The organism is Aquimarina sp. AU474 (assembly GCF_900312815.1).
GTDB lineage: Bacteria > Bacteroidota > Bacteroidia > Flavobacteriales > Flavobacteriaceae > Aquimarina.
Map to the genome: position 1 here is coordinate 720,735 of NZ_OMPE01000008.1, position 18,293 is coordinate 739,027.

General features: G+C 32.2%; 19 protein-coding genes. 15 read left to right on the forward strand and 4 right to left on the reverse strand.

Annotated features, from left to right (window positions below):
- The first annotated feature begins 1 nt into the window (after position 1).
- Together DK508_RS13020 and DK508_RS13025 are read left to right on the forward strand one after the other, a co-directional pair.
- Positions 2–520 carry a hypothetical protein gene (locus tag DK508_RS13020; RefSeq protein ID WP_109301186.1) on the forward strand — a complete coding sequence of 173 codons (519 nt, stop codon included), beginning with the start codon at positions 2–4 and terminating at the stop codon, positions 518–520.
- Positions 521–532: 12 nt separating this feature from the next.
- Complete coding sequence (locus DK508_RS13025; RefSeq protein WP_109301187.1) at positions 533–1,051, forward strand: hypothetical protein; 519 nt, start codon at positions 533–535, stop codon at positions 1,049–1,051.
- An 8-nt stretch (positions 1,052–1,059) separates the two neighbouring features.
- On the opposite strand, the gene DK508_RS13030 is transcribed toward DK508_RS13025, so the two are convergent.
- From DK508_RS13030 to DK508_RS13045, 4 genes are all read right to left on the reverse strand, one after another.
- Positions 1,060–1,983 carry a patatin family protein gene (locus tag DK508_RS13030; protein WP_109301188.1) on the reverse strand — a complete coding sequence of 308 codons (924 nt, stop codon included), beginning with the start codon at positions 1,981–1,983 and terminating at the stop codon, positions 1,060–1,062.
- 1 nt (position 1,984) lies between these two features.
- A complete protein-coding gene (locus DK508_RS13035) occupies positions 1,985–2,878 on the reverse strand; it encodes a patatin family protein (RefSeq protein WP_109301189.1) in 894 nt (297 codons plus the stop codon).
- Between the two features lie 8 nt (positions 2,879–2,886).
- On the reverse strand, positions 2,887–4,971 hold the full coding sequence (locus tag DK508_RS13040; RefSeq protein ID WP_109301190.1) for a M1 family metallopeptidase: 2,085 nt from the start codon (positions 4,969–4,971) through the stop codon (positions 2,887–2,889).
- A gap of 82 nt (positions 4,972–5,053) precedes the next feature.
- Positions 5,054–7,309, reverse strand: coding sequence for a CocE/NonD family hydrolase (locus tag DK508_RS13045; RefSeq protein ID WP_109301191.1), 2,256 nt, complete (start codon positions 7,307–7,309; stop codon positions 5,054–5,056).
- A gap of 290 nt (positions 7,310–7,599) precedes the next feature.
- On the opposite strand from DK508_RS13045, the gene recG reads away from it, so the two are divergent.
- The 13 genes from recG to DK508_RS13115 all read left to right on the forward strand — a co-directional run bounded on the left by recG (position 7,600) and on the right by DK508_RS13115 (position 18,269).
- On the forward strand, positions 7,600–9,702 hold the full coding sequence (gene recG / locus DK508_RS13050) for an ATP-dependent DNA helicase RecG (RefSeq protein WP_109301192.1): 2,103 nt from the start codon (positions 7,600–7,602) through the stop codon (positions 9,700–9,702).
- Positions 9,703–9,759: 57 nt separating this feature from the next.
- Positions 9,760–9,987 carry a hypothetical protein gene (locus DK508_RS13055; RefSeq protein WP_109301193.1) on the forward strand — a complete coding sequence of 76 codons (228 nt, stop codon included), beginning with the start codon at positions 9,760–9,762 and terminating at the stop codon, positions 9,985–9,987.
- Positions 9,988–10,425: 438 nt separating this feature from the next.
- Positions 10,426–11,013 carry a YgcG family protein gene (locus DK508_RS13065; RefSeq protein ID WP_235016406.1) on the forward strand — a complete coding sequence of 196 codons (588 nt, stop codon included), beginning with the start codon at positions 10,426–10,428 and terminating at the stop codon, positions 11,011–11,013.
- A gap of 184 nt (positions 11,014–11,197) precedes the next feature.
- Entirely contained in the window at positions 11,198–11,821 is a 624-nt protein-coding gene (locus DK508_RS13070; RefSeq protein ID WP_109301194.1) for a hypothetical protein, read from the forward strand.
- A 175-nt stretch (positions 11,822–11,996) separates the two neighbouring features.
- Positions 11,997–12,518 carry a hypothetical protein gene (locus DK508_RS13075; protein WP_109301195.1) on the forward strand — a complete coding sequence of 174 codons (522 nt, stop codon included), beginning with the start codon at positions 11,997–11,999 and terminating at the stop codon, positions 12,516–12,518.
- Positions 12,519–12,711: 193 nt separating this feature from the next.
- Positions 12,712–13,263: an NIF family HAD-type phosphatase gene (locus tag DK508_RS13080; RefSeq protein WP_200831871.1), complete on the forward strand. Its 552-nt coding sequence runs from the start codon at positions 12,712–12,714 to the stop codon at positions 13,261–13,263.
- A 188-nt stretch (positions 13,264–13,451) separates the two neighbouring features.
- Positions 13,452–13,937: a hypothetical protein gene (locus tag DK508_RS13085; protein WP_109301196.1), complete on the forward strand. Its 486-nt coding sequence runs from the start codon at positions 13,452–13,454 to the stop codon at positions 13,935–13,937.
- A gap of 192 nt (positions 13,938–14,129) precedes the next feature.
- Positions 14,130–14,912, forward strand: a complete 783-nt coding sequence (locus tag DK508_RS13090) for a DUF2971 domain-containing protein (RefSeq protein WP_109301197.1) — start codon at positions 14,130–14,132, stop codon at positions 14,910–14,912.
- A gap of 208 nt (positions 14,913–15,120) precedes the next feature.
- Positions 15,121–15,534 (forward strand): hypothetical protein, encoded by a 414-nt coding sequence (locus DK508_RS13095; RefSeq protein WP_109301198.1) that lies wholly within the window; start codon positions 15,121–15,123, stop codon positions 15,532–15,534.
- Between the two features lie 184 nt (positions 15,535–15,718).
- The gene (locus DK508_RS13100; protein WP_160114699.1) at positions 15,719–16,282 is read left to right on the forward strand and encodes a hypothetical protein; all 564 of its coding nucleotides are present in this window, start codon (positions 15,719–15,721) and stop codon (positions 16,280–16,282) included.
- 191 nt (positions 16,283–16,473) lie between these two features.
- Entirely contained in the window at positions 16,474–16,998 is a 525-nt protein-coding gene (locus DK508_RS13105; RefSeq protein WP_109301200.1) for a hypothetical protein, read from the forward strand.
- A gap of 49 nt (positions 16,999–17,047) precedes the next feature.
- Positions 17,048–17,731, forward strand: a complete 684-nt coding sequence (locus DK508_RS13110) for an HNH endonuclease signature motif containing protein (protein WP_160114700.1) — start codon at positions 17,048–17,050, stop codon at positions 17,729–17,731.
- A gap of 124 nt (positions 17,732–17,855) precedes the next feature.
- Positions 17,856–18,269 (forward strand): hypothetical protein, encoded by a 414-nt coding sequence (locus DK508_RS13115; protein WP_109301202.1) that lies wholly within the window; start codon positions 17,856–17,858, stop codon positions 18,267–18,269.
- Positions 18,270–18,293 lie beyond the last annotated feature (24 nt).

Here is an 18,293-nt window from a genome sequence, read left to right on the forward strand (position 1 = left end):
CATGAATATTGAAATTGTACCTCTTGTTATTTCCTTAATTCCTGCAGCCTTAATTACTTTGGTTGCTATTTATTTTTTTAAACTGCACACTAATAATGAAGAAAAACGACGCAGGTTTTTGTTACATCAAGAAAATCAAAAACAAGCATTTCCTCTAAGAATACAAGCGTATGAACGAATGGCTTTATTTTTAGAAAGAATTTCTCCTGGAAAATTAGTAACCAGAATGGCGCCTGTTGGTGAAGACAAAGAAAGTTATGAATCATTGCTTGCCAATACTATTGATCAAGAGTTTGAACACAATCTTACTCAGCAAATATATCTTTCTAATGAATGTTGGAATACTATAATCGCTGCAAAAAATGCTACCATTGCAATGATCAGGCGAGCTTCTATGAATGAATCTGTAGATTCTGCAGATAAAATGAGAGAAGTAATCCTTACCGAACTGATCGAAAAAGGTGCACCTAGTGATACTGCCCTTGCAAGAATAAAAAATGACGTTAGCGATTTGTTTTAACAATATTTATCTATGCCACAATACAGTTACCAACATACACAGGTTTTTAAAATTATTGTGATTACTTTTTTTGTTTCATTATTACCATGGGTTTCTTTGCTCGCTCAACAAACTGAAAAAGAAGCAATGGCAAAATTATCATTCATGGTAGGTAATTGGAAAGGTCCATCTACAAGTTTTAAAAATGACACTCAAAATAGTGTAACTGTTCTTGAAGAAGTAAAATACATAATGGATGGTAATTTACTAGTATTGAATTTAAACTCTCCTAATCTACAACTGCATACGGTTATCAATTATAGCATAAAAGATAGTACATATTATTATCAACCTTTTTCTAAAAAAGGAGCTGGGAAATATAAAGGGAAAATAGAATCCAACCAATTTATAGTATATTTTAATGATCAAAGAAGGCTAGTGTTTGAAAAAACTAAAAATGCAGAGTTTCATGAGTATGGAGAAAAATTGGTAAACAACCGCTGGGAAAAATATTTCGAAGACATCTTAAAACAATTACCTAAAAAAGATTAACGTATTTATTACCCTGCCATATCAATATTTTTAATTTTATTCTCTTCGGCTAGTTTTGCCTTATGAGCCGCATAATCAAATCCTTGTTGCCACCAATTGGCCATTAGTTTTTTATTAAAAACCAAAGAATTTTCGGTAAGTTTTGATGGAGTATAATATAAATTTAAAGGCACATCTTTATTAATTGCCGCTAATTTACCCAGTACTGTATCATGCCCTTCAACTTGATCTAGCATATAGCTAAAAAGGTTTACCATTAATGAAAAAGGATTTTTACCTAATACTTTATTTTGTTCCATGTTTTCAGACTCCAGAATAATAGCATCTACCTCTGTAGCTCCTCTTCTTATAGCCTCTCTAATAGGTACCATACAACCAAAACCACCATCGGCATACTCACAATCATTTTTGGTTACCAGACTCATAAATGGTACATAATTGCAGGATATCCATATCCAGTCACAAAAATCCTCATAAGAGAAATCATTAATTGACTTATATTCGGTTTTGTTTTTGGTAAGGTTAGAAACTGTTACTACAACATCCTTCGTCATTTGTTTGGCCTGTTCAAACTCTGATTTAGAAAAACTTCTTCTAATCGCACGTCTTAGATTTTTACTTTCTCCAAACGTACGTTTGAGTTTTATAAATTGCCACAGTGATGACAAAAAGTTAATCGAAACGTATTCTCTATTCCCTTTTTTACGTACCCGAAAAGGGTTTACATTAAAAATGGTTCGTTGATTTACATTGGTATAAATATCATAGGTCTTATCGATATTACCTAATGCCAATTGCGGAATCAATAGACTCCCTGTAGAAGTACCCAAAAACAGGTCATACTTTTTTCCTTGTTCCTGCATCAAATACTGTGCTACACCACCTGCATATGCGCCTTTACTACCTCCTCCTGAAATTACTAATGCCCGCATATTATAATCTATTAAATGTATTTTTTTCTTTTGCAAATTCGTATCCTCTTGTCCACCACTCTGTCATTTTTTCTTTATCAAAAATAAGTGAATTGGTTGTAAGTACTGTAGGTGTATAATATAAATCCATTGCCACATCCTGTTCTCGGGCCTGAAACTTTCCTATTCGTATATTTTGATGCTCGATCTGATCCATCATAAAATTCACCATATTCGTAATCAGAGAAAAAGGATCTTTTGTGGGCATACGATTCAAATAATTAACCTCGGTTTCTAAAACAATAACATCTAACTCCTTTGCTCCTCTTTTTATTGCTTCTTCTATAGGCACCATAGATCCAAGCCCACCATCAACATAGTCGCAGTTATTTTTTCTTACCAAGCTCATAAAAGGAGGATAATTACAAGATATCCAAATCCAATCTAAAAAATCCGTATAAGTGCATTCTTTTAGAGATTTATATTCTACCCTATTGGTTGAAAGGTTTGTTACTGTAACAATAACATCTGGGTTTCCTGATTTTAGTTGTTCAAAATAAGATTCAGAAATCGCATTACGTATTAAATCTCTTAAGTTTCCGCTATCTCCAAAGGATTTTTTTCCTCTGATCAAATTTCGGAGTACATTAAAATGATTGATACTAATATTATTATATCCTCTTTTCTTTTTTATAATAAAAGGGCAATTTTTAAAGATTGAAGATTGATTTACCGAAGTATACAAATCTTTTATTTCTTCAATTTTGGAAAGTGCCAAATGAGAGACTAACAAGCTTCCGGTAGAAGTACCAATAAATAAGTCGTATTTTCTATTAAGATCTTGAATTAGATGTTGTGCAACACCTCCTGCAAAGGCACCTTTACTACCTCCGCCAGAAATCACCAATGCTCGCATATTTCACCTTATGGGGTTAATTTTTTTTGTAAAAAATCTTGTTGATTCTTTGGTAAATTATGCATTAAAGCTACATATTTCTTTTGATATTTCTCTTGCTTTAATAGTTTATCAAGAATTTTTCTGCATGAATTTCTAAATCTCCAGTTATGATGTGTAGCACCATCAACAAGATCTGTTAAGCTTTGGTCGGAAAAAGCCTGTAAACTTTCTAAATAGGTAAAAGCATTCTCTCGGGTATTGAAGTTAAATTTTGATGATGTATATTTTGATAATTCAACATAAAACTCTTGATGTTTTTCGATCTGATACTCGTTTGTACTTAACGCTAAAACCAACCATAATATCCTCACATTTTTATCATTAAATCCTATGATTTCTTTGGTGAGATCTAGGTATTCAACTCTCTTTTCAGGAAAATTTGCCCATAAATGATATAGTGCAGGCTCTATCGTAGCATACGAGGGATCATTTAATAACGATTCGTATTGCTCTTGTAAACCTTTGGGTATAGTACTTAAAGTATTCGCAATGGTTTGGCGGATAAAAATATTATTACTTTCGAATGCTTTATCATAAAGCGCTATTACTTCTGGGGCCGCCTTTCCTGCTAATTGATACACTACTTCTTGGCCGATATAATCATTTGCAGGAAATGTGAGAGCCTTTGCCAAAGTACCCCACTTACCGGCCATCGGTTGTGTACGTTCTTGTGCCAAACTTAAATAACTAGATATAAAATCTGATTTGGTAAGTATATCCAATGCATGTTGTGATGGAAAAGCTACATTTTCTAACCACAAGGTTGCAAATTCTTTTAAATCTTTACCACTTACTTCTTCAGCAACAGCTATAAAATCATTAGTTGTAGCATTTTTAAATTTATATTTCTCTAGAAAATTATGTATTGTAATTTTAAAACTAGTATCTCCAATCATTTCTCTAAGCGCATGAATTGCCCATGCCCCTCGCTGATAAAAAGTTAATGAACTAGCCTTAGGATCTAATAATGATGTAGCCTGGTCGGTTTTTGATAATTCGGTAAGTTGTTCGGCGCTTTCATACAGTTTAAACAAAAAATAATCTTCTCCAAAAATCTCTTTTTCTGCCAGAAGCGCATAATACGTTGCGAATCCTTCTTGCAACCAATGATGAGTTCCTTCGGTTTCTGTAATGAGGTCTCCAAACCATTGATGTGCCAATTCGTGAGCATTTACATTGATATAGTTTCTATCAATAAAAGCGGTTTCATCAATTACAAAAGCATCAGAAAAAATTGTAGTTCCTGTATTTTCCATTCCGGCATATAAAAAGTCCTTTACCGGTATTTGCTTATAATTTTGCCAAGGAAAAGCATAGCCAATTTCTTTTTCTAAAAAATCAAATATTTGCTTACTATGCTTATAAGTAGATTCAAATTTATCCTTTGTTTCTGGGTAATAATACATTTCTAACGGAATCCCACTAGCCGATGTTTCTACCACTTTTTCATATTTACCAATCACAAATGCCAGCAAGTAACTACTCATTGGTTGTTGCATATCGTATTTCCAACTTTGTATAGAATCATTTACAGGTTCTATACTCAATAGTTTTCCATTTGCTATTACCTCAGCATCTCTTGCATAGTTAATCGTTAGGTCAAATTCTATTTTCTCATTCATATCATCAAAACTTGGTAACCAGTTTGATGTATATTTCCCCTGCCCTTGAGTCCAAATTTGTGGATTACCTTGATAATCATTTACAAAGTATACAGCCTTTTTAGGGATAGCCGCGTATTGAATATTAATATCGTGATTCGTATTGATTTTAAAATCAGAAGTAATTTTTATTTTTTCATTATCATATTCAAAATCTATTTCTTTCTTATCGAGTAAGACTTTTAATACTTTCATCTTTTTGGCATCAATATAAATCGATGGCGCCGTTTTTAGAATAGTAAATGTATAGCCTACTTCTCCCCTAACTTCTTTGGTGTTAGCATCAACAGTAATATTTACTTTACCCAACAAAAAATCTACATGATCTTTTTGCTGAGATAGGCCTTTAAAAGAAAATAAAAGAATAAATAGATAAAAAATAATACGCATAGTATAAGATAATCAAATGTTCTGCCAAAATAACGATTTTAGAACAGTTATGTGACAGAACAGTTGGGTAAGAAAAATTAATCTATTCCTTAATTTTGTTTATTGGTATTTTAATGGCACTATTACAGAACCATTTGATGCGTAATGGTATTTTTCCGTCTGCTATAGTTTCATCACTAACATTTTTACCTGTACCATAATTAATTTGCCATCTTGGGCTTTTATGAATCCCTAAAAGCACTACCAAACGACTTCCTTTTTGAATACGTTTACTCATAAAAAGTGAATTCTTAACGGGAATATACTCTCTTTTTCCCGCTTTCAATAAATTACGTGTACTTGGATCTTTGGCATAACTTGCTCTTCCCAAATAATTTGATAATCTAATATAGCTGCTATCTTCTTTCATTTCGAATATCTCAATTTCGACATCCATATCTTTTTTGTTGATCTCGATATATATATCGGCCAAAAAACGACCATTAATATCAAAAGATTCTGTTAATGGTTCGGATACAAAAGATAACTTATTATGTATTTGAAGTTTTTTTTGAAAGAAAGAGTTTGATTTTTGCAGACTATCTCCTCTATATAGAAAGTCAATTTCTTGAGTTATAATTTCTTTTTCATTTGGTTTTTGAAGAGTTAACTCATATTGGTTTTGTTTAAGAACATTTTTTAAATAGAATACCAATGTATCATTATTCATAGCCTTTAGAGAAGGTTTATGTTTCCAAATATTAGCTTCCATAACCTGATAGTTAACTTTATCCTTTAAAATATCGGGTTTTTTAGCTCCTTTAAAAATATAATCAAACCATTGATATGCTAATACATCCATATCCATTTTAGATACACTATCTACTGTATATTTCCCAACTTTTTGAGCTGTTCTTCCTGCCGCGCTAGGATGATTATACGGGCCAATTACTAAATAATGGTTGGCGTTTTTATTGTGCTTAGTATGTTCATTATAATAATGCAATGCCCCCACTTGATCACTATCAAAATACCCGGTGGTACTAAGAACGGGTATATTTATTTTAGAAAACTCTTCTTTGTTAGGAGTCATATTTCTCCAGTATTGATCATAACTAGGATGATCCAACCAACGCTGAAAAATCTTATTAGGAGACCCGTCTAACGAATCAAGGGCCCGAAAAGACTTCCCACTAGTGTACCATTTTCTATATAACTTATTCCACCTCTTCGAATCCAAAAAATTCTCTAAATCAATAAAATCATGAGCAGTCACAAAATTAATCCATCGTATCATGTAGCTCATAAAAACATTATTCTCCATAGGGTAGTCGTTACCGATACCCACCGAAACCTGTGGAACAATTGTTTTTAACGCCGGGTGTAACCCTTTGGCTGCTGCCCATTGACTAAACCCTAAATAACTTCCTCCCATCATACCTACTTCTCCATTACTCCACGGTTGCTTACTAATCCAATCTATTACCTCATACGCATCATTGGCATCATGCTCAAAAGGCTCTATAGTTTCTGGACTAAATCTTTTACCTCGAGTATTGGCTATAACACCAACATATCCATAATACGCAGCCTCTTTAACCAAAAAGTCATCTACCACTCCACTCTTATATGGATAAATACTAAAAATTAACATGGTAGGTTTTGGTTTACTGTCTCCTTTTTTTTGACCGATCCTTAAGGCAATAGTAGCACCATCTTTTGTTTTTATAGAAACGCTATCTCTAGTTATATAACGCTTTTGATCTTCTTGCTTCAATAATTCTATTGCAATAGATTTGGTCTCTTTAATTACGGTTGCGGAAAGTTCTAAAGAAGATAATGTAAAAAAATCTCTTTGAGAAACGCTATCCTCTTCCTTTTTACTATCCAACAGTTTCTTTATTTTTCTGTTTTGACTTGCAATAGTTTTATCAAAACGTATGGGGACTCTAAGTTTTGTTTTATCTGTTAAAGAATCATATACACTTTTAAACACCAAAGTATACGCTTTTTCAAAAGTTTTGTCTTTAATCGTTCTTGCTTTGGCATACATATAATTTTCAATCGAAATCAAAGCAGATTCTTCTGGATATTCTTTTCCAGATATTATTCTTAAACTATCAATTGATTCAAGAGCTTCTGTATATTTTTGAGAAAGAATTTGTAGCGTAATTCTGTTTTTGTGATAAATTTCTCTTTTCTTTTCTGAATAATCATCCAAAATTTCTTTAGATATCTTAGTAATCTCTTTACTTAATAAAGATGAATTATTCTTTATCTCTTTTGATAAATAATATTCTTGAGAGAATAAATTGGTAAAGCTTAATCCAAAAAAGAGTATCCAAATGATTTTTTTCATAAAATGGTTTAATTGATGTATTATAAAATGTGAAATATATATTGTTATACGTATGTATCTTCTATCATAAAATGTTACCGCATTGTATGGCAAATTTGCAATTATTTTATTGTTATTTCTATGTACAAAGTGAGTGTTCTAGCAATAGTACTAAAGTTGACAAATCAAATATGAATCTTTTTTGGCCAATAGCCTTTGCTTGTATTAAGAAAATTAATGAAATTTTGATTTTTATATAATTGCACATTTTTTGTTTGTGAAGAAATATAGATGCGCTTATATTAGCTATCATGAATCCTAATCTCCTACAAACACCCATAGACTACCTTAAAGGTGTTGGACCATCACGAGCAGACCTATTGCGGTCTGAGTTAGGCATTCATACCTATCAGGATTTAGTAAATCTATTTCCCAATCGATATATCGACAAAACCCAATATTACAAAATCAATGAGTTGCAAAAGACCTCGGCAGAGGTTCAGATTATTGGTAAGATTGTTAATATCAAAACGGTAGAACAAAAAAGAGGAAAACGACTAGTCGCAAAATTTATAGACGATACTGGTGAGATGGAGCTCGTTTGGTTTAGAGGACATAAATGGATTCGAGAGCATATAAAATTGAATACCACCTATGTTATTTCTGGAAAACCAAAATATTATCAAGGTTTTAATATACCGCATCCAGAGATGGAACTCATGAGTGAACATGAACAAAACCTTAGAACGGCTATGCAACCTGTTTATCCATCTACGGAGAAATTAGCAAACAAAGGAATTACTAATCGCATGATGTCCAAGATGATGCAGCAATTGTTTATAGAAACCAAAGTACGTTTTTATGACACGCTTTCTAAAGAAATACTGGATGAGTTACAGCTTCTTCCTAAGAACGAAGCTGTCTTTAATGTTCACTTTCCAAAAAGTCAAGAATTATTAGCAAAGGCTCAATATCGTCTCAAATTTGAAGAGCTATTCTATATTCAGCTACAACTAATTACCAAAAAACTTATACGCAAACAAAAGATTAAAGGTTTCCCTTTTACCGAAGTGGGCACACATTTTAATAATTTTTATAAAAACCATCTTCCTTTCGAACTTACTAATGCGCAAAAACGTGTAATTAAAGAAATCCGTAATGATATAGGCAGTAGCGCACAAATGAACCGGCTATTACAAGGTGATGTGGGTTCTGGTAAAACTATTGTTGGACTTATGACAATGTTATTGGCTATAGACAATGATTTTCAGGCCTGTTTAATGGCGCCTACGGCTATTTTAGCCAACCAGCACTATCAAGGTATAAAAGAACTTACCGATCAACTTGATATCAATGTGAAGTTATTAATGGGTAGCTCTACTACCAAAGAACGTAGGATAATTCATGAAGAATTAGAAAATGGTTCTTTACATATCCTTATTGGTACTCATGCAGTTTTAGAAGACAAAGTAAAATTTAAAAACCTGGGACTAGCCATTATAGATGAGCAACACCGATTTGGTGTAGCACAACGATCAAAATTATGGCATAAAAACACTTATCCACCACATATCCTGGTCATGACCGCCACTCCTATTCCTCGCACGTTAGCTATGAGTTTGTATGGAGATCTTGATATTTCGGTAATAGATGAACTACCTCCTGGTCGTAAAGCTATTAAAACTGTACATCGTTATGATAGTAATCGCTTAAAAGTATTTAAGTTCATTGCAGACGAGATACAAAAAGGCAGGCAGATTTATATTGTATATCCTTTAATACAAGAATCTGAAGCTATGGATTATAAAGACCTTATGGATGGTTATGAGAGTATTGCTCGTTCCTTTCCTACTCCAGAGTTTCAGATATCAATAGTACATGGTAAAATGAAACCTGCAGACAAGGACTATGAGATGGATAGATTTGTAAAAGGAGAAACTCAAATTATGGTTGCCACTACTGTTATAGAGGTTGGTGTAAATGTACCTAACGCCAGTGTTATGATAATTGAAAGTGCCGAGCGTTTTGGTTTATCCCAATTACATCAGTTACGAGGTCGCGTAGGTCGAGGAGCAGAACAAAGTTTTTGTATCCTTATGACTAGTTTTAAGTTATCTGCGGATAGCAAGGTTCGATTAGAGACTATGACACGTACTAATGATGGTTTTGATATTGCTGAAGTGGATTTAAAACTTCGTGGTCCTGGCGATATTATGGGCACACAACAAAGTGGAGTTCTTAATCTAAAAATAGCAGACATTGTACGAGATAATGATATTTTAAAGACTGCGAGATATTATGCTTTAAAAATACTTAAGGAAGATCCTTCTTTATCATCAGAAAAAAATAAGGTATTGTTATACACCTACCAACAAATGGCAAAGCACAAGAATATCTGGAATTACATTAGTTAATCTATACTATTTTTAATGCATTCGTGTTATCATTTATGTAACTAATAATCCTGATGTATGAAATATGTAGTAATTGTTTGTTTTCTTATACTCTCATCTAATCATACTTATAGTCAGTACCTTGCCGAACAAGAATGGGCGCTATTCTCTAGTCATATTGCAAAGGGAGATCTTACAGGTTTTGAGGAACTCTTGGCCCAAAAGGACTATAAACACCTTCTGTTGGATCTTTTTAATGAAGTTTTGGGCCAAAAAGACGAAAAATTGGACCTTGAATACCCATAATTAAGGTAAAGAGGCTCAAAATTAGACTCTGAACACTCAAAATTAGACTCTGAACACTCAAAATTAGACTTTGAACACTCAAAATTAGACTTTGAACACTCAAAATTAGACTTTGAACACTCAAAATTAGACTTTCAGTGTCTAAGTTTGGGTCAACATGGCCCAATAGAAGGTCAATATGGCCCAACAGAAGGTGTTTTATAGATTACGTAAGATATAAAAGGTCTAAAATTGTTAGAAGGGATATTGCAAAATCTGGTATTTCACTAAAAATAACCCCATCCTTGTTAAACCATTCTCGTGTAACTATGAGTATTTGGTCTATTCAAACTTTATTAGTGCATAGCGATACAACAACCGAAATGTACATGCAAAGCCTTGTAAATAATTTTAAGTCAATTAGAAATCCCCTAGATTTGTGAAAAACATAATAGAAATATGTGTACTAGTGCACATATCCAATTGTTGTACACAATACCTGAAATGAAAATTGGAACTAAAGTATTAATCCTATTCTTGACTTTGAATTTGTTTCCTTGCAAAGGAACTTCTCAAGAAACGGAGATTAAAAAATCAACTACTGAATTTGATTTCTCAACAATCGAAAAAATCCGAGAAACAAAATTAAAAGGTCAAGTAATTAACGATTATGACAGTATTTTCACTCTTTCACAAAGAAAAGAACTATCAGAAATTATTTATGACTATAACATCGAAACAACTCGACAAATTGTTGTTGTAACAATTGATAGCATTTCACCTTATTCAGATATTCAAAAATATGCAACTGATTTAAGTAATTATTGGGGAGTCGGAGATGCGGAAAAAAATAACGGACTCACTATTGTTATGTGCAATCCTTGTCGACAAATCGGAATTGCAACTGGAACTGGAACCGAGCTAATTTTGACTAACGAAATTTGCAAAAGAGTTATTGAAAACACCATCATTCCTGAATTTAAAAACGGGAATTTTTATGACGGAATCAAAAATGGAGTGACTGAATTAATTGAAAAATGGAAATAATCACTGTGTACAACACGATATATGTGATCATAGCAGCTAGATGACTAAGTGGAAGATCTAGTTATTTTTGCAGTGGCGCAGCACTCGCAATTAAGAAAAGTTAGCAATCACTGTGCAGAAAAACCGAAAAGCAAGGTAACATTTTGCCTAGCTACGACACATATATTTAACATTGGGTACAATTATGACAAATACCTTTTTTCATAACGAAGAATTTGAAATAAATGGAATTTCCATACCTGAATTTGAATTAAAGAATGGGAATCTTATTCGAATTTATATTCCAAATTTTGACAGAAAACACCTGCCATTAGGTTTTGACCTAGCAATTGAACTGATAAAACGTTTTCAAAATCAAGAACCTGATTTTCCTTGGGCAAAAAACTATCGACAAGGAACATTAATGGAATTAATAAATCCTTTGACAGTAAATAAATACTTGATCAATAAAATGCGGATTGACAAGTTGAGAGCGAAAAGAATTGCGGAAGAGATCGGAATTAATTTAAAGGACAAATTAGGGTTTTTGAGTTTTACCAATAGAAAAGCTCTAATAACAAAAGCACTTTTTGACAAAAACGATAGTATAATTTTGGATTATTATGGAGTTGATGCTAATGGAATTGGATTTTTAGAAAGCTTAGTGAATTCGGAAATAGAAAATGGTAAATCTGCGATTGTATTTGACAGATTGGAATTTAAAGCTGACAAAGAACCGTTTCAAAATATTATCCCAATAGAAATAAAAAACTGTACCCAACACTATATATGCGATCATAGCAGTTTGATGACTAAGTGGAAGATCTAGTTATTTTGGAGTAGCACAGCACTCGCAATTAAGAAAAGTTAGCAATCACTGTGCAGAAAAACCGAAAAGCAAGGTAACTTTTTGCTCTGCTACGACACATATATTAAACGTTGTGGTGCATTTAGAGAAAATATAGTACAATAAAAAATCAACTGAAAACAGAATAAAATACTGAATGGATTTAACAAGACATTGTGAATTATGTGATAATCAAAAAACAAGTTTAAAAAATGGAACAACTTGCGGATTAACTGACCGAAAACCTGAATTTAATAAAACTTGTACTAAAATTGAGTTGAACGAAAAATTTGAGAACAAACTAAAAACTGTAAATATTGAATACGACAAAATTAAGCGGACAAAAATCTTGACTTTTACTAATTTTGGGATATTTATTACTATTGGACTTATAGTAATTATTGGTGGATATTTATTTGGTAAATATGTTTTAGAAAGTGGAGTGATTTCAACTGTTCCTATAATAATTATGGGTATTGGAATTGGGCCACTTGGAATGGCTTTTGGAACTCTGAATAGTTATAGACAAAGAAATGATGTTGCGAAAAGTAAAAAAGATAAAATTGATGAAATACTGAATGTATATCGAATTGAATATGATATTGACATAAAATACGGAAAAGAATTTCACGGAACTCAAGAAGTATTTGCAGATTTGAAAGTAAAAGGAATGCGCTAAAAAACGCACCACAACACGATATATGTGATCATAGCAGCTAAGTGATCAATCGAATGGTTATTATATTTTTGGTAAGGCGCAATGCTTGCAAAAAGGAAAAGTTAGCAACCAATGCGCAGATAATGTGGATGGTTTGGTAACAATTTGCTCTGCTACGACACATATATTTAACGTTCTAAGCCATTAGCGAAATTTGGAAATTCAAAACAAAATATTATTAGTACTTGATTTAGATGAAACTCTAATTCACGCAACGGAACGAAAACTGGAAATTGACATTGACTTTCAATATGCGGATTATTTTGTTTATAGAAGACCGCATCTTGAATGGTTTTTGGAATCTATGAGTGTTAATTTTAAATTAGCTATTTGGTCTTCTGCTGACGATAAGTATGTTGAGGAAATAGTAGAGAAAATAAAGCCTGAAAATATTGAATTTGAATTTGTTTGGGGAAGAACTCGCTGTACAACGAAAAGGGATTATCAACTTGACGAATATGTTCACGAAAAAAGGCTTAAAAAAGTAAAAAAGAAAGGTTTCTCGATTGAACGGATACTGATGATTGACGATTCTCCTGAAAAAACAAAAGATAATTATGGAAATGCTGTTTATGTGACTGCTTTTGAAGGAGATCAAACTGACTTGGAATTGAAAATTCTTGCGGAATATCTGAACTCAATAAAAGATAGTCAGAATGTGAGAAGTTTTGAAAAAAGAGGATGGAAAAATAAAAAAACGACTTAGAACACTATATATGTGACCATAGCAGCTAAGTGATGAATCGAATGGTTGTTGTGTTTTTGGAAAGGCGCAATGCTTGCAGAAAGTAAAAGTTAGCAATCAATGCGCAGAAAAATCGAAAAGCAAAGTAACATTTTGCCTTGCTACGACACATATATTAAACGTTGTAAACTATTCAAATTGACAAATTAATGCCTGAAAAATCAATAGTAACGGATTCTCCTAAATCCACAAGTAAAACGGACAACATAATTACTCAATTAAAAAACGGTTTATCCAAAATAGGTGATATCGGAACCAATACGAAGGATAAATTTGTTAATTATGTAAAAGATATTTTTGACGTTTTACCATTAATTGAAAAAGCCGGATTTAGAACGAACAGGTTAATTGTTGGCATATCAATACCTCCATCCGTTGAAATCCATTTTAGTCGAGTTACTGAATTTGATGAAGGTTATATCCAAGAGTTATTAGACGAATATTCGGACAAAAAAATGTTCAAATTGATCCTGAAAGGATTATTGATGTCGAATGAGTTTCAATCTAAAATTTCGACTGAGGATTTAATTTTTAGTGAGACTTGCATTGAGATTTCTATACCCCCAAAGATTAGTATTAAATATTTAAACAAGGAAATCGCTAGTATAAATAAAATCGAAACTGAATTTAATTAAAACAGTTTACAACACTATATATGTGATCATAGCAGTTAAGTGATCAATCGAATTGTTCTTGTATTTTTGGTAAGGCGCAATGTTTGCAGAAAGTAAAAGTTAGCAACCAATGCGCAGAAAAGTCGAAAAGCAAGGTAACATTTTGCTCTGCTACGACACATACATTAAACGTTAGCTACAATTTTTAACTGAATGGAAAGACGATTTAATAAACTGATTTCTCAAATGGTAGAAAATGGAAGAGTTCCATCTGAACTCTATAAATTCAAACCAATAAATCGATACCTTTTTGACCTTATTGTTAATAATGAAATGTGGTTTTCGAGTCCCAAATCGTTTAACGACCCTTTTGATTGTAGGATTAACTTAAACTTTCAAAACTCTTCTCAAGAGAGAATTGACGAATATTTCTTCAAATACATTTACGAAGGTTTAGATGACCTAGCAAAAAGTCATTTTAATAGATCTGTCCCTCGCGAAAAGTTTCAAAAAATCTTAAATGAAATATCGATAGAAATAATTAGTAATATTGGAGTTGGTTGCTTTATGGGCGATAAAGAAAATATACTGATGTGGTCACATTACGCAGATTCTCATAAAGGTGTAAGTTTAAAATTTGATGTGAAAAATGATTTGGAATTCTTTAGTAAAGGAGGAGCTGTTCAATACTCAAATGATTATCCCCATTATGACTACATTTCTGAACAAAATAGATTAGTTGATATAGTCGTTTTTAGAAAATCTAAAGTTTGGGAATATGAACAAGAATTTAGAGTTGTGAAACAAACACAAGGAAATTATAAGTTTAAGAAAGAAGCCTTAAAAGAAATTATATTTGGTTCAGAGGTAAATGAAAATGACGTAAACACTATAATGAAAATAGCAGAAGCCTCTAAATATCCTGACTTGAAATTCTTTAAATGTTCAAAAAATAATGATGAATTTGAATTGAGTTTTGAAGAAATAGGACTGTAGCTAACAATGTATAAGAAAACATAGGGCTTTTAGGCTTAATCAAAAGGTCTGTTTGTATTTGCAAAGTCTCCAACTATAAAATTTGGCGTTTATGAGAAAAAAGATAAAAGCAAAATATTTATATTTAGCTTAGTACCAATCCGAAACGTATCGCTTATCGTCCGCCCTACGTTTCTTATACTGAACGTTGTGCGTCATTAGAAACTATATGAAAACAAACTTTGAAATTGAAGAAAACTATGCCGTTATACTAAACGGAATTCATATAGATCTGCATAACAACTTTGAATTTAAAAATATAACGGAATCGGAGAGTGAAGTAAGAATTGAATTTGTTAAATCTAGCGGAGATTGGGTTCACAAAAACGAATTTGAACGACTGACTTTTATTCATGAAAACATCACTTTTAAAAAATCAGCCGATGGAGACAATTCCGAATTCCCAGAAGATGAAAATACTTTGAGCGGAATTTCATTCTTTCCTAAATCAATGCGAGAAATAAATGACGGATTTATGGAACACGGTAAACCGAATGAAAATGATGATATAATTTACCTATTTGAAAACGGAAAAATGTTTCGGTTAAATTGTGAACGGATTGAATTAATTGCGGAAAAATAAAAACGATCGCACAACAATATATATGTGATCATAGCAGCTAAGTGATGAATCGAATGGTTCTTGTATTTTTGGTTAGGCGCAATGCTTGCAGAAAGGAAAAGTTAGCAACCAATGCGCGGAAAACGTCGACAGTTAGGTAACATTTTGCTCTGCTACGACACATATATTAAACGTTGTGGTGCATTTGACAAAACCACTTAACCATTATTTCAAAGAACAAATGAATTATAACAAACAGAATATAAAATGGTCTTCAATCTTGATTTTAATTTTATTTATTCAACCAATATTTTCACAGGAATTAAGCACAGCAACGCTTGAAAAAATTTATGATGGTGGAAAATCATTTACAACACCACTTAAACAAGGACAAATCGAATCGTTGAAAAAAGCAAATCCACCAAAAGATACTTGGCTATATTCAAAATTGGAAGAATACAAAAACCAATTAGATTCGGAAAATATTATATACGGGGAAATAGTAATGCCAAGTGCAGATGAAAAATTTTACTCATATAATCTCTTTGCATACGACATAAAAAAGGAATTTTATTACTTTGTAGCAATTGTATCATTTGAAATAACCAATAGCGATGCGAAAATGAAAACTCAATACTTGTTCACTGAGAAAAAGAGTTTAAAAGATTGGTGGAAAAGAGCTTTTGGGTTTTATGAAAGTGAACTAATAAAAAAAATACCTGAAAAGTATCTTTTTAAGACTTGTCCACCACCGCCATTTAAGGATTGAACGAATTAAAAACAAGTAACCGAATAAAAACGACACCACAACAATGTATAACCACAATTACGGCGGATTCGACTACGTCCGAATCCACTTGGAATTGCAAAGGTCTTTGACTAACCGAAAATTAACGCATATAAACCCGTAACTGACGGTTATACGAGACCGTTGTGTACAATTAAAACAAACCCTAACGAATGGGAATATTTGATAAGCTATTTAACAAAAAAAAGGAAGTTATTGACTTTCCGCCTAAACCGAAATGGAAACCAAATCTACCGAATGATTTGAATCTCATTTTGGAGAAAGCTAAATATTATACTGGAGAAAAATTACAAATTGCACTTTTTGAATTTGGAACAATAGTAATATTTCCAGAAAGAGTTTCTGATATTAATTCTTCTGCTTTGCAAACTCTTGATATGATTTATAATGCTCATCCTGATTTTAATCCAAAAGAGATGGATGACGGAAACTATCTAATTGAATATTCTCAACCAGCATTTACAATTGTTTTTAAGGATGAAATCGAAAATCATTGGAATTACATTGACGAAAACTATATTGACGGAATTTGTACTGACGAAGTTCTGATTAACGGAAACGGAGAACATAATGTGTTTAATGAAATCGGAAAAATTTGCCTGTTTGGAAGGAGCAAAATGTTTATGGATGCTCAAAACCCGAAAGTAGTTTTGACATTTGATAATATGAAAAAATAAGAATTTGGAAAATAAATTAATTATAGGAGATAGATTTGATGGTGTTTTATTGGAAACAATCAAAGGAAAGAGTTCATCTCGACCTAGAGTAAGGCCATTAGAACATTTTGATAAAGAAATCAGAGTTGAATTCCCCAGAAATCTTAGAGAAGAGAACCCTATTGGAACTAGATTTAGAGCTGATGTAAAGGTCTCGCAAAAGACTAAAAATGGAGAACCCTCAGGTAATCCATATCTTGTTGCTACAGATAGTAGTATTATTAAATTAGAGTTCAAGCCAAGTAAATCTATTAAAGCAATAAAACTCAATACAGTTAGTGACAGAGCTTATGAATACATTGAAAAAGAATTTAAAACAGACCCAAGTCTGATACAGTTTTTAGACTTTAGAGAAAAAGCATATCAAAACTCGATTATAGAACCGAAAAAAACGGATTCAACTAGTTCAAATACTAAACGTTCTCACATAATTAAGACTTATGCACTTTCGAGGGCAAATGGAAAATGTGAATCCTGTAATGACGATGCTCCATTTTTAAAGAGAAATGGACAACCATATTTAGAAGTGCATCATATTATTGAATTAAGTAATGGTGGTAGTGATTCTCCCCAAAATGTTGCTGCAATTTGTCCAAACTGTCATAAAAGAGTAACCCACGGACAAGACGCAGAAGAATTCAATAATAAATTAAAAAATAAAATCACAGAACTGGAAAAAGAATTAACTGAATAAGAACTGTACACAACAATTTGTATAATGCATATGCACCCTTCGGGATGCAAACGCACCATACAAGAGACGTTGCCATTAATTTAAAACTGTAGTACTGAAATTAATATTCGCCATATCATTAAGTATGATTTTTCTATTATTTAATCTAAATATTGGAATAAAAACGTCTGAAATTCAAAACGTACGTTTTACTGAAAAAAAATATTGTGGAATTGAAAACGGAACTCTTAAAACGGAACACATTGAAAAGAAACGTAAGTTCTTATTCTGGACTTTAAAACATAAAAAAGAAATTGTGATTGACCTAATTATTGACGAAAACGGAAACAAGGTTTTTGAGAAAAAATCGATTTTCATAAGTTCAATGGACGCTTCTGACACAAGGAAATTCAATAGAATAAAAATTGTAGGAAAGGAAATTTGGATATTTAGTCACGGAAAAAATGTAGACAAAGTTAAACCCATAAAACGTTTTGATTTTTGTGGAAATTTTCTCGGAACTAAAAAATGGGAAGATGGAGATTATTATGAAATATAAATGCTAATGATAGAAATTGGTCTT

Bases quoted from the DNA above. Each gene is read 5' to 3' on its own strand.
- DK508_RS13020 (WP_109301186.1), top strand. From the start codon at position 2: ATGAATATTGAAATTGTACCTCTTGTTATTTCCTTAATTCCTGCAGCC.
- DK508_RS13025 (WP_109301187.1), top strand. From the start codon at position 533: ATGCCACAATACAGTTACCAACATACACAGGTTTTTAAAATTATTGTG.
- DK508_RS13030 (WP_109301188.1), bottom strand. From the start codon at position 1,983: ATGCGGGCATTAGTAATTTCAGGAGGAGGTAGTAAAGGCGCATATGCA.
- DK508_RS13035 (WP_109301189.1), bottom strand. From the start codon at position 2,878: ATGCGAGCATTGGTGATTTCTGGCGGAGGTAGTAAAGGTGCCTTTGCA.
- DK508_RS13040 (WP_109301190.1), bottom strand. From the start codon at position 4,971: ATGCGTATTATTTTTTATCTATTTATTCTTTTATTTTCTTTTAAAGGC.
- DK508_RS13045 (WP_109301191.1), bottom strand. From the start codon at position 7,309: ATGAAAAAAATCATTTGGATACTCTTTTTTGGATTAAGCTTTACCAAT.
- recG (WP_109301192.1), top strand. From the start codon at position 7,600: ATGAATCCTAATCTCCTACAAACACCCATAGACTACCTTAAAGGTGTT.
- DK508_RS13055 (WP_109301193.1), top strand. From the start codon at position 9,760: ATGAAATATGTAGTAATTGTTTGTTTTCTTATACTCTCATCTAATCAT.
- DK508_RS13065 (WP_235016406.1), top strand. From the start codon at position 10,426: ATGTGTACTAGTGCACATATCCAATTGTTGTACACAATACCTGAAATG.
- DK508_RS13070 (WP_109301194.1), top strand. From the start codon at position 11,198: ATGACAAATACCTTTTTTCATAACGAAGAATTTGAAATAAATGGAATT.
- DK508_RS13075 (WP_109301195.1), top strand. From the start codon at position 11,997: ATGGATTTAACAAGACATTGTGAATTATGTGATAATCAAAAAACAAGT.
- DK508_RS13085 (WP_109301196.1), top strand. From the start codon at position 13,452: ATGCCTGAAAAATCAATAGTAACGGATTCTCCTAAATCCACAAGTAAA.
- DK508_RS13090 (WP_109301197.1), top strand. From the start codon at position 14,130: ATGGAAAGACGATTTAATAAACTGATTTCTCAAATGGTAGAAAATGGA.
- DK508_RS13095 (WP_109301198.1), top strand. From the start codon at position 15,121: ATGAAAACAAACTTTGAAATTGAAGAAAACTATGCCGTTATACTAAAC.
- DK508_RS13105 (WP_109301200.1), top strand. From the start codon at position 16,474: ATGGGAATATTTGATAAGCTATTTAACAAAAAAAAGGAAGTTATTGAC.
- DK508_RS13115 (WP_109301202.1), top strand. From the start codon at position 17,856: ATGATTTTTCTATTATTTAATCTAAATATTGGAATAAAAACGTCTGAA.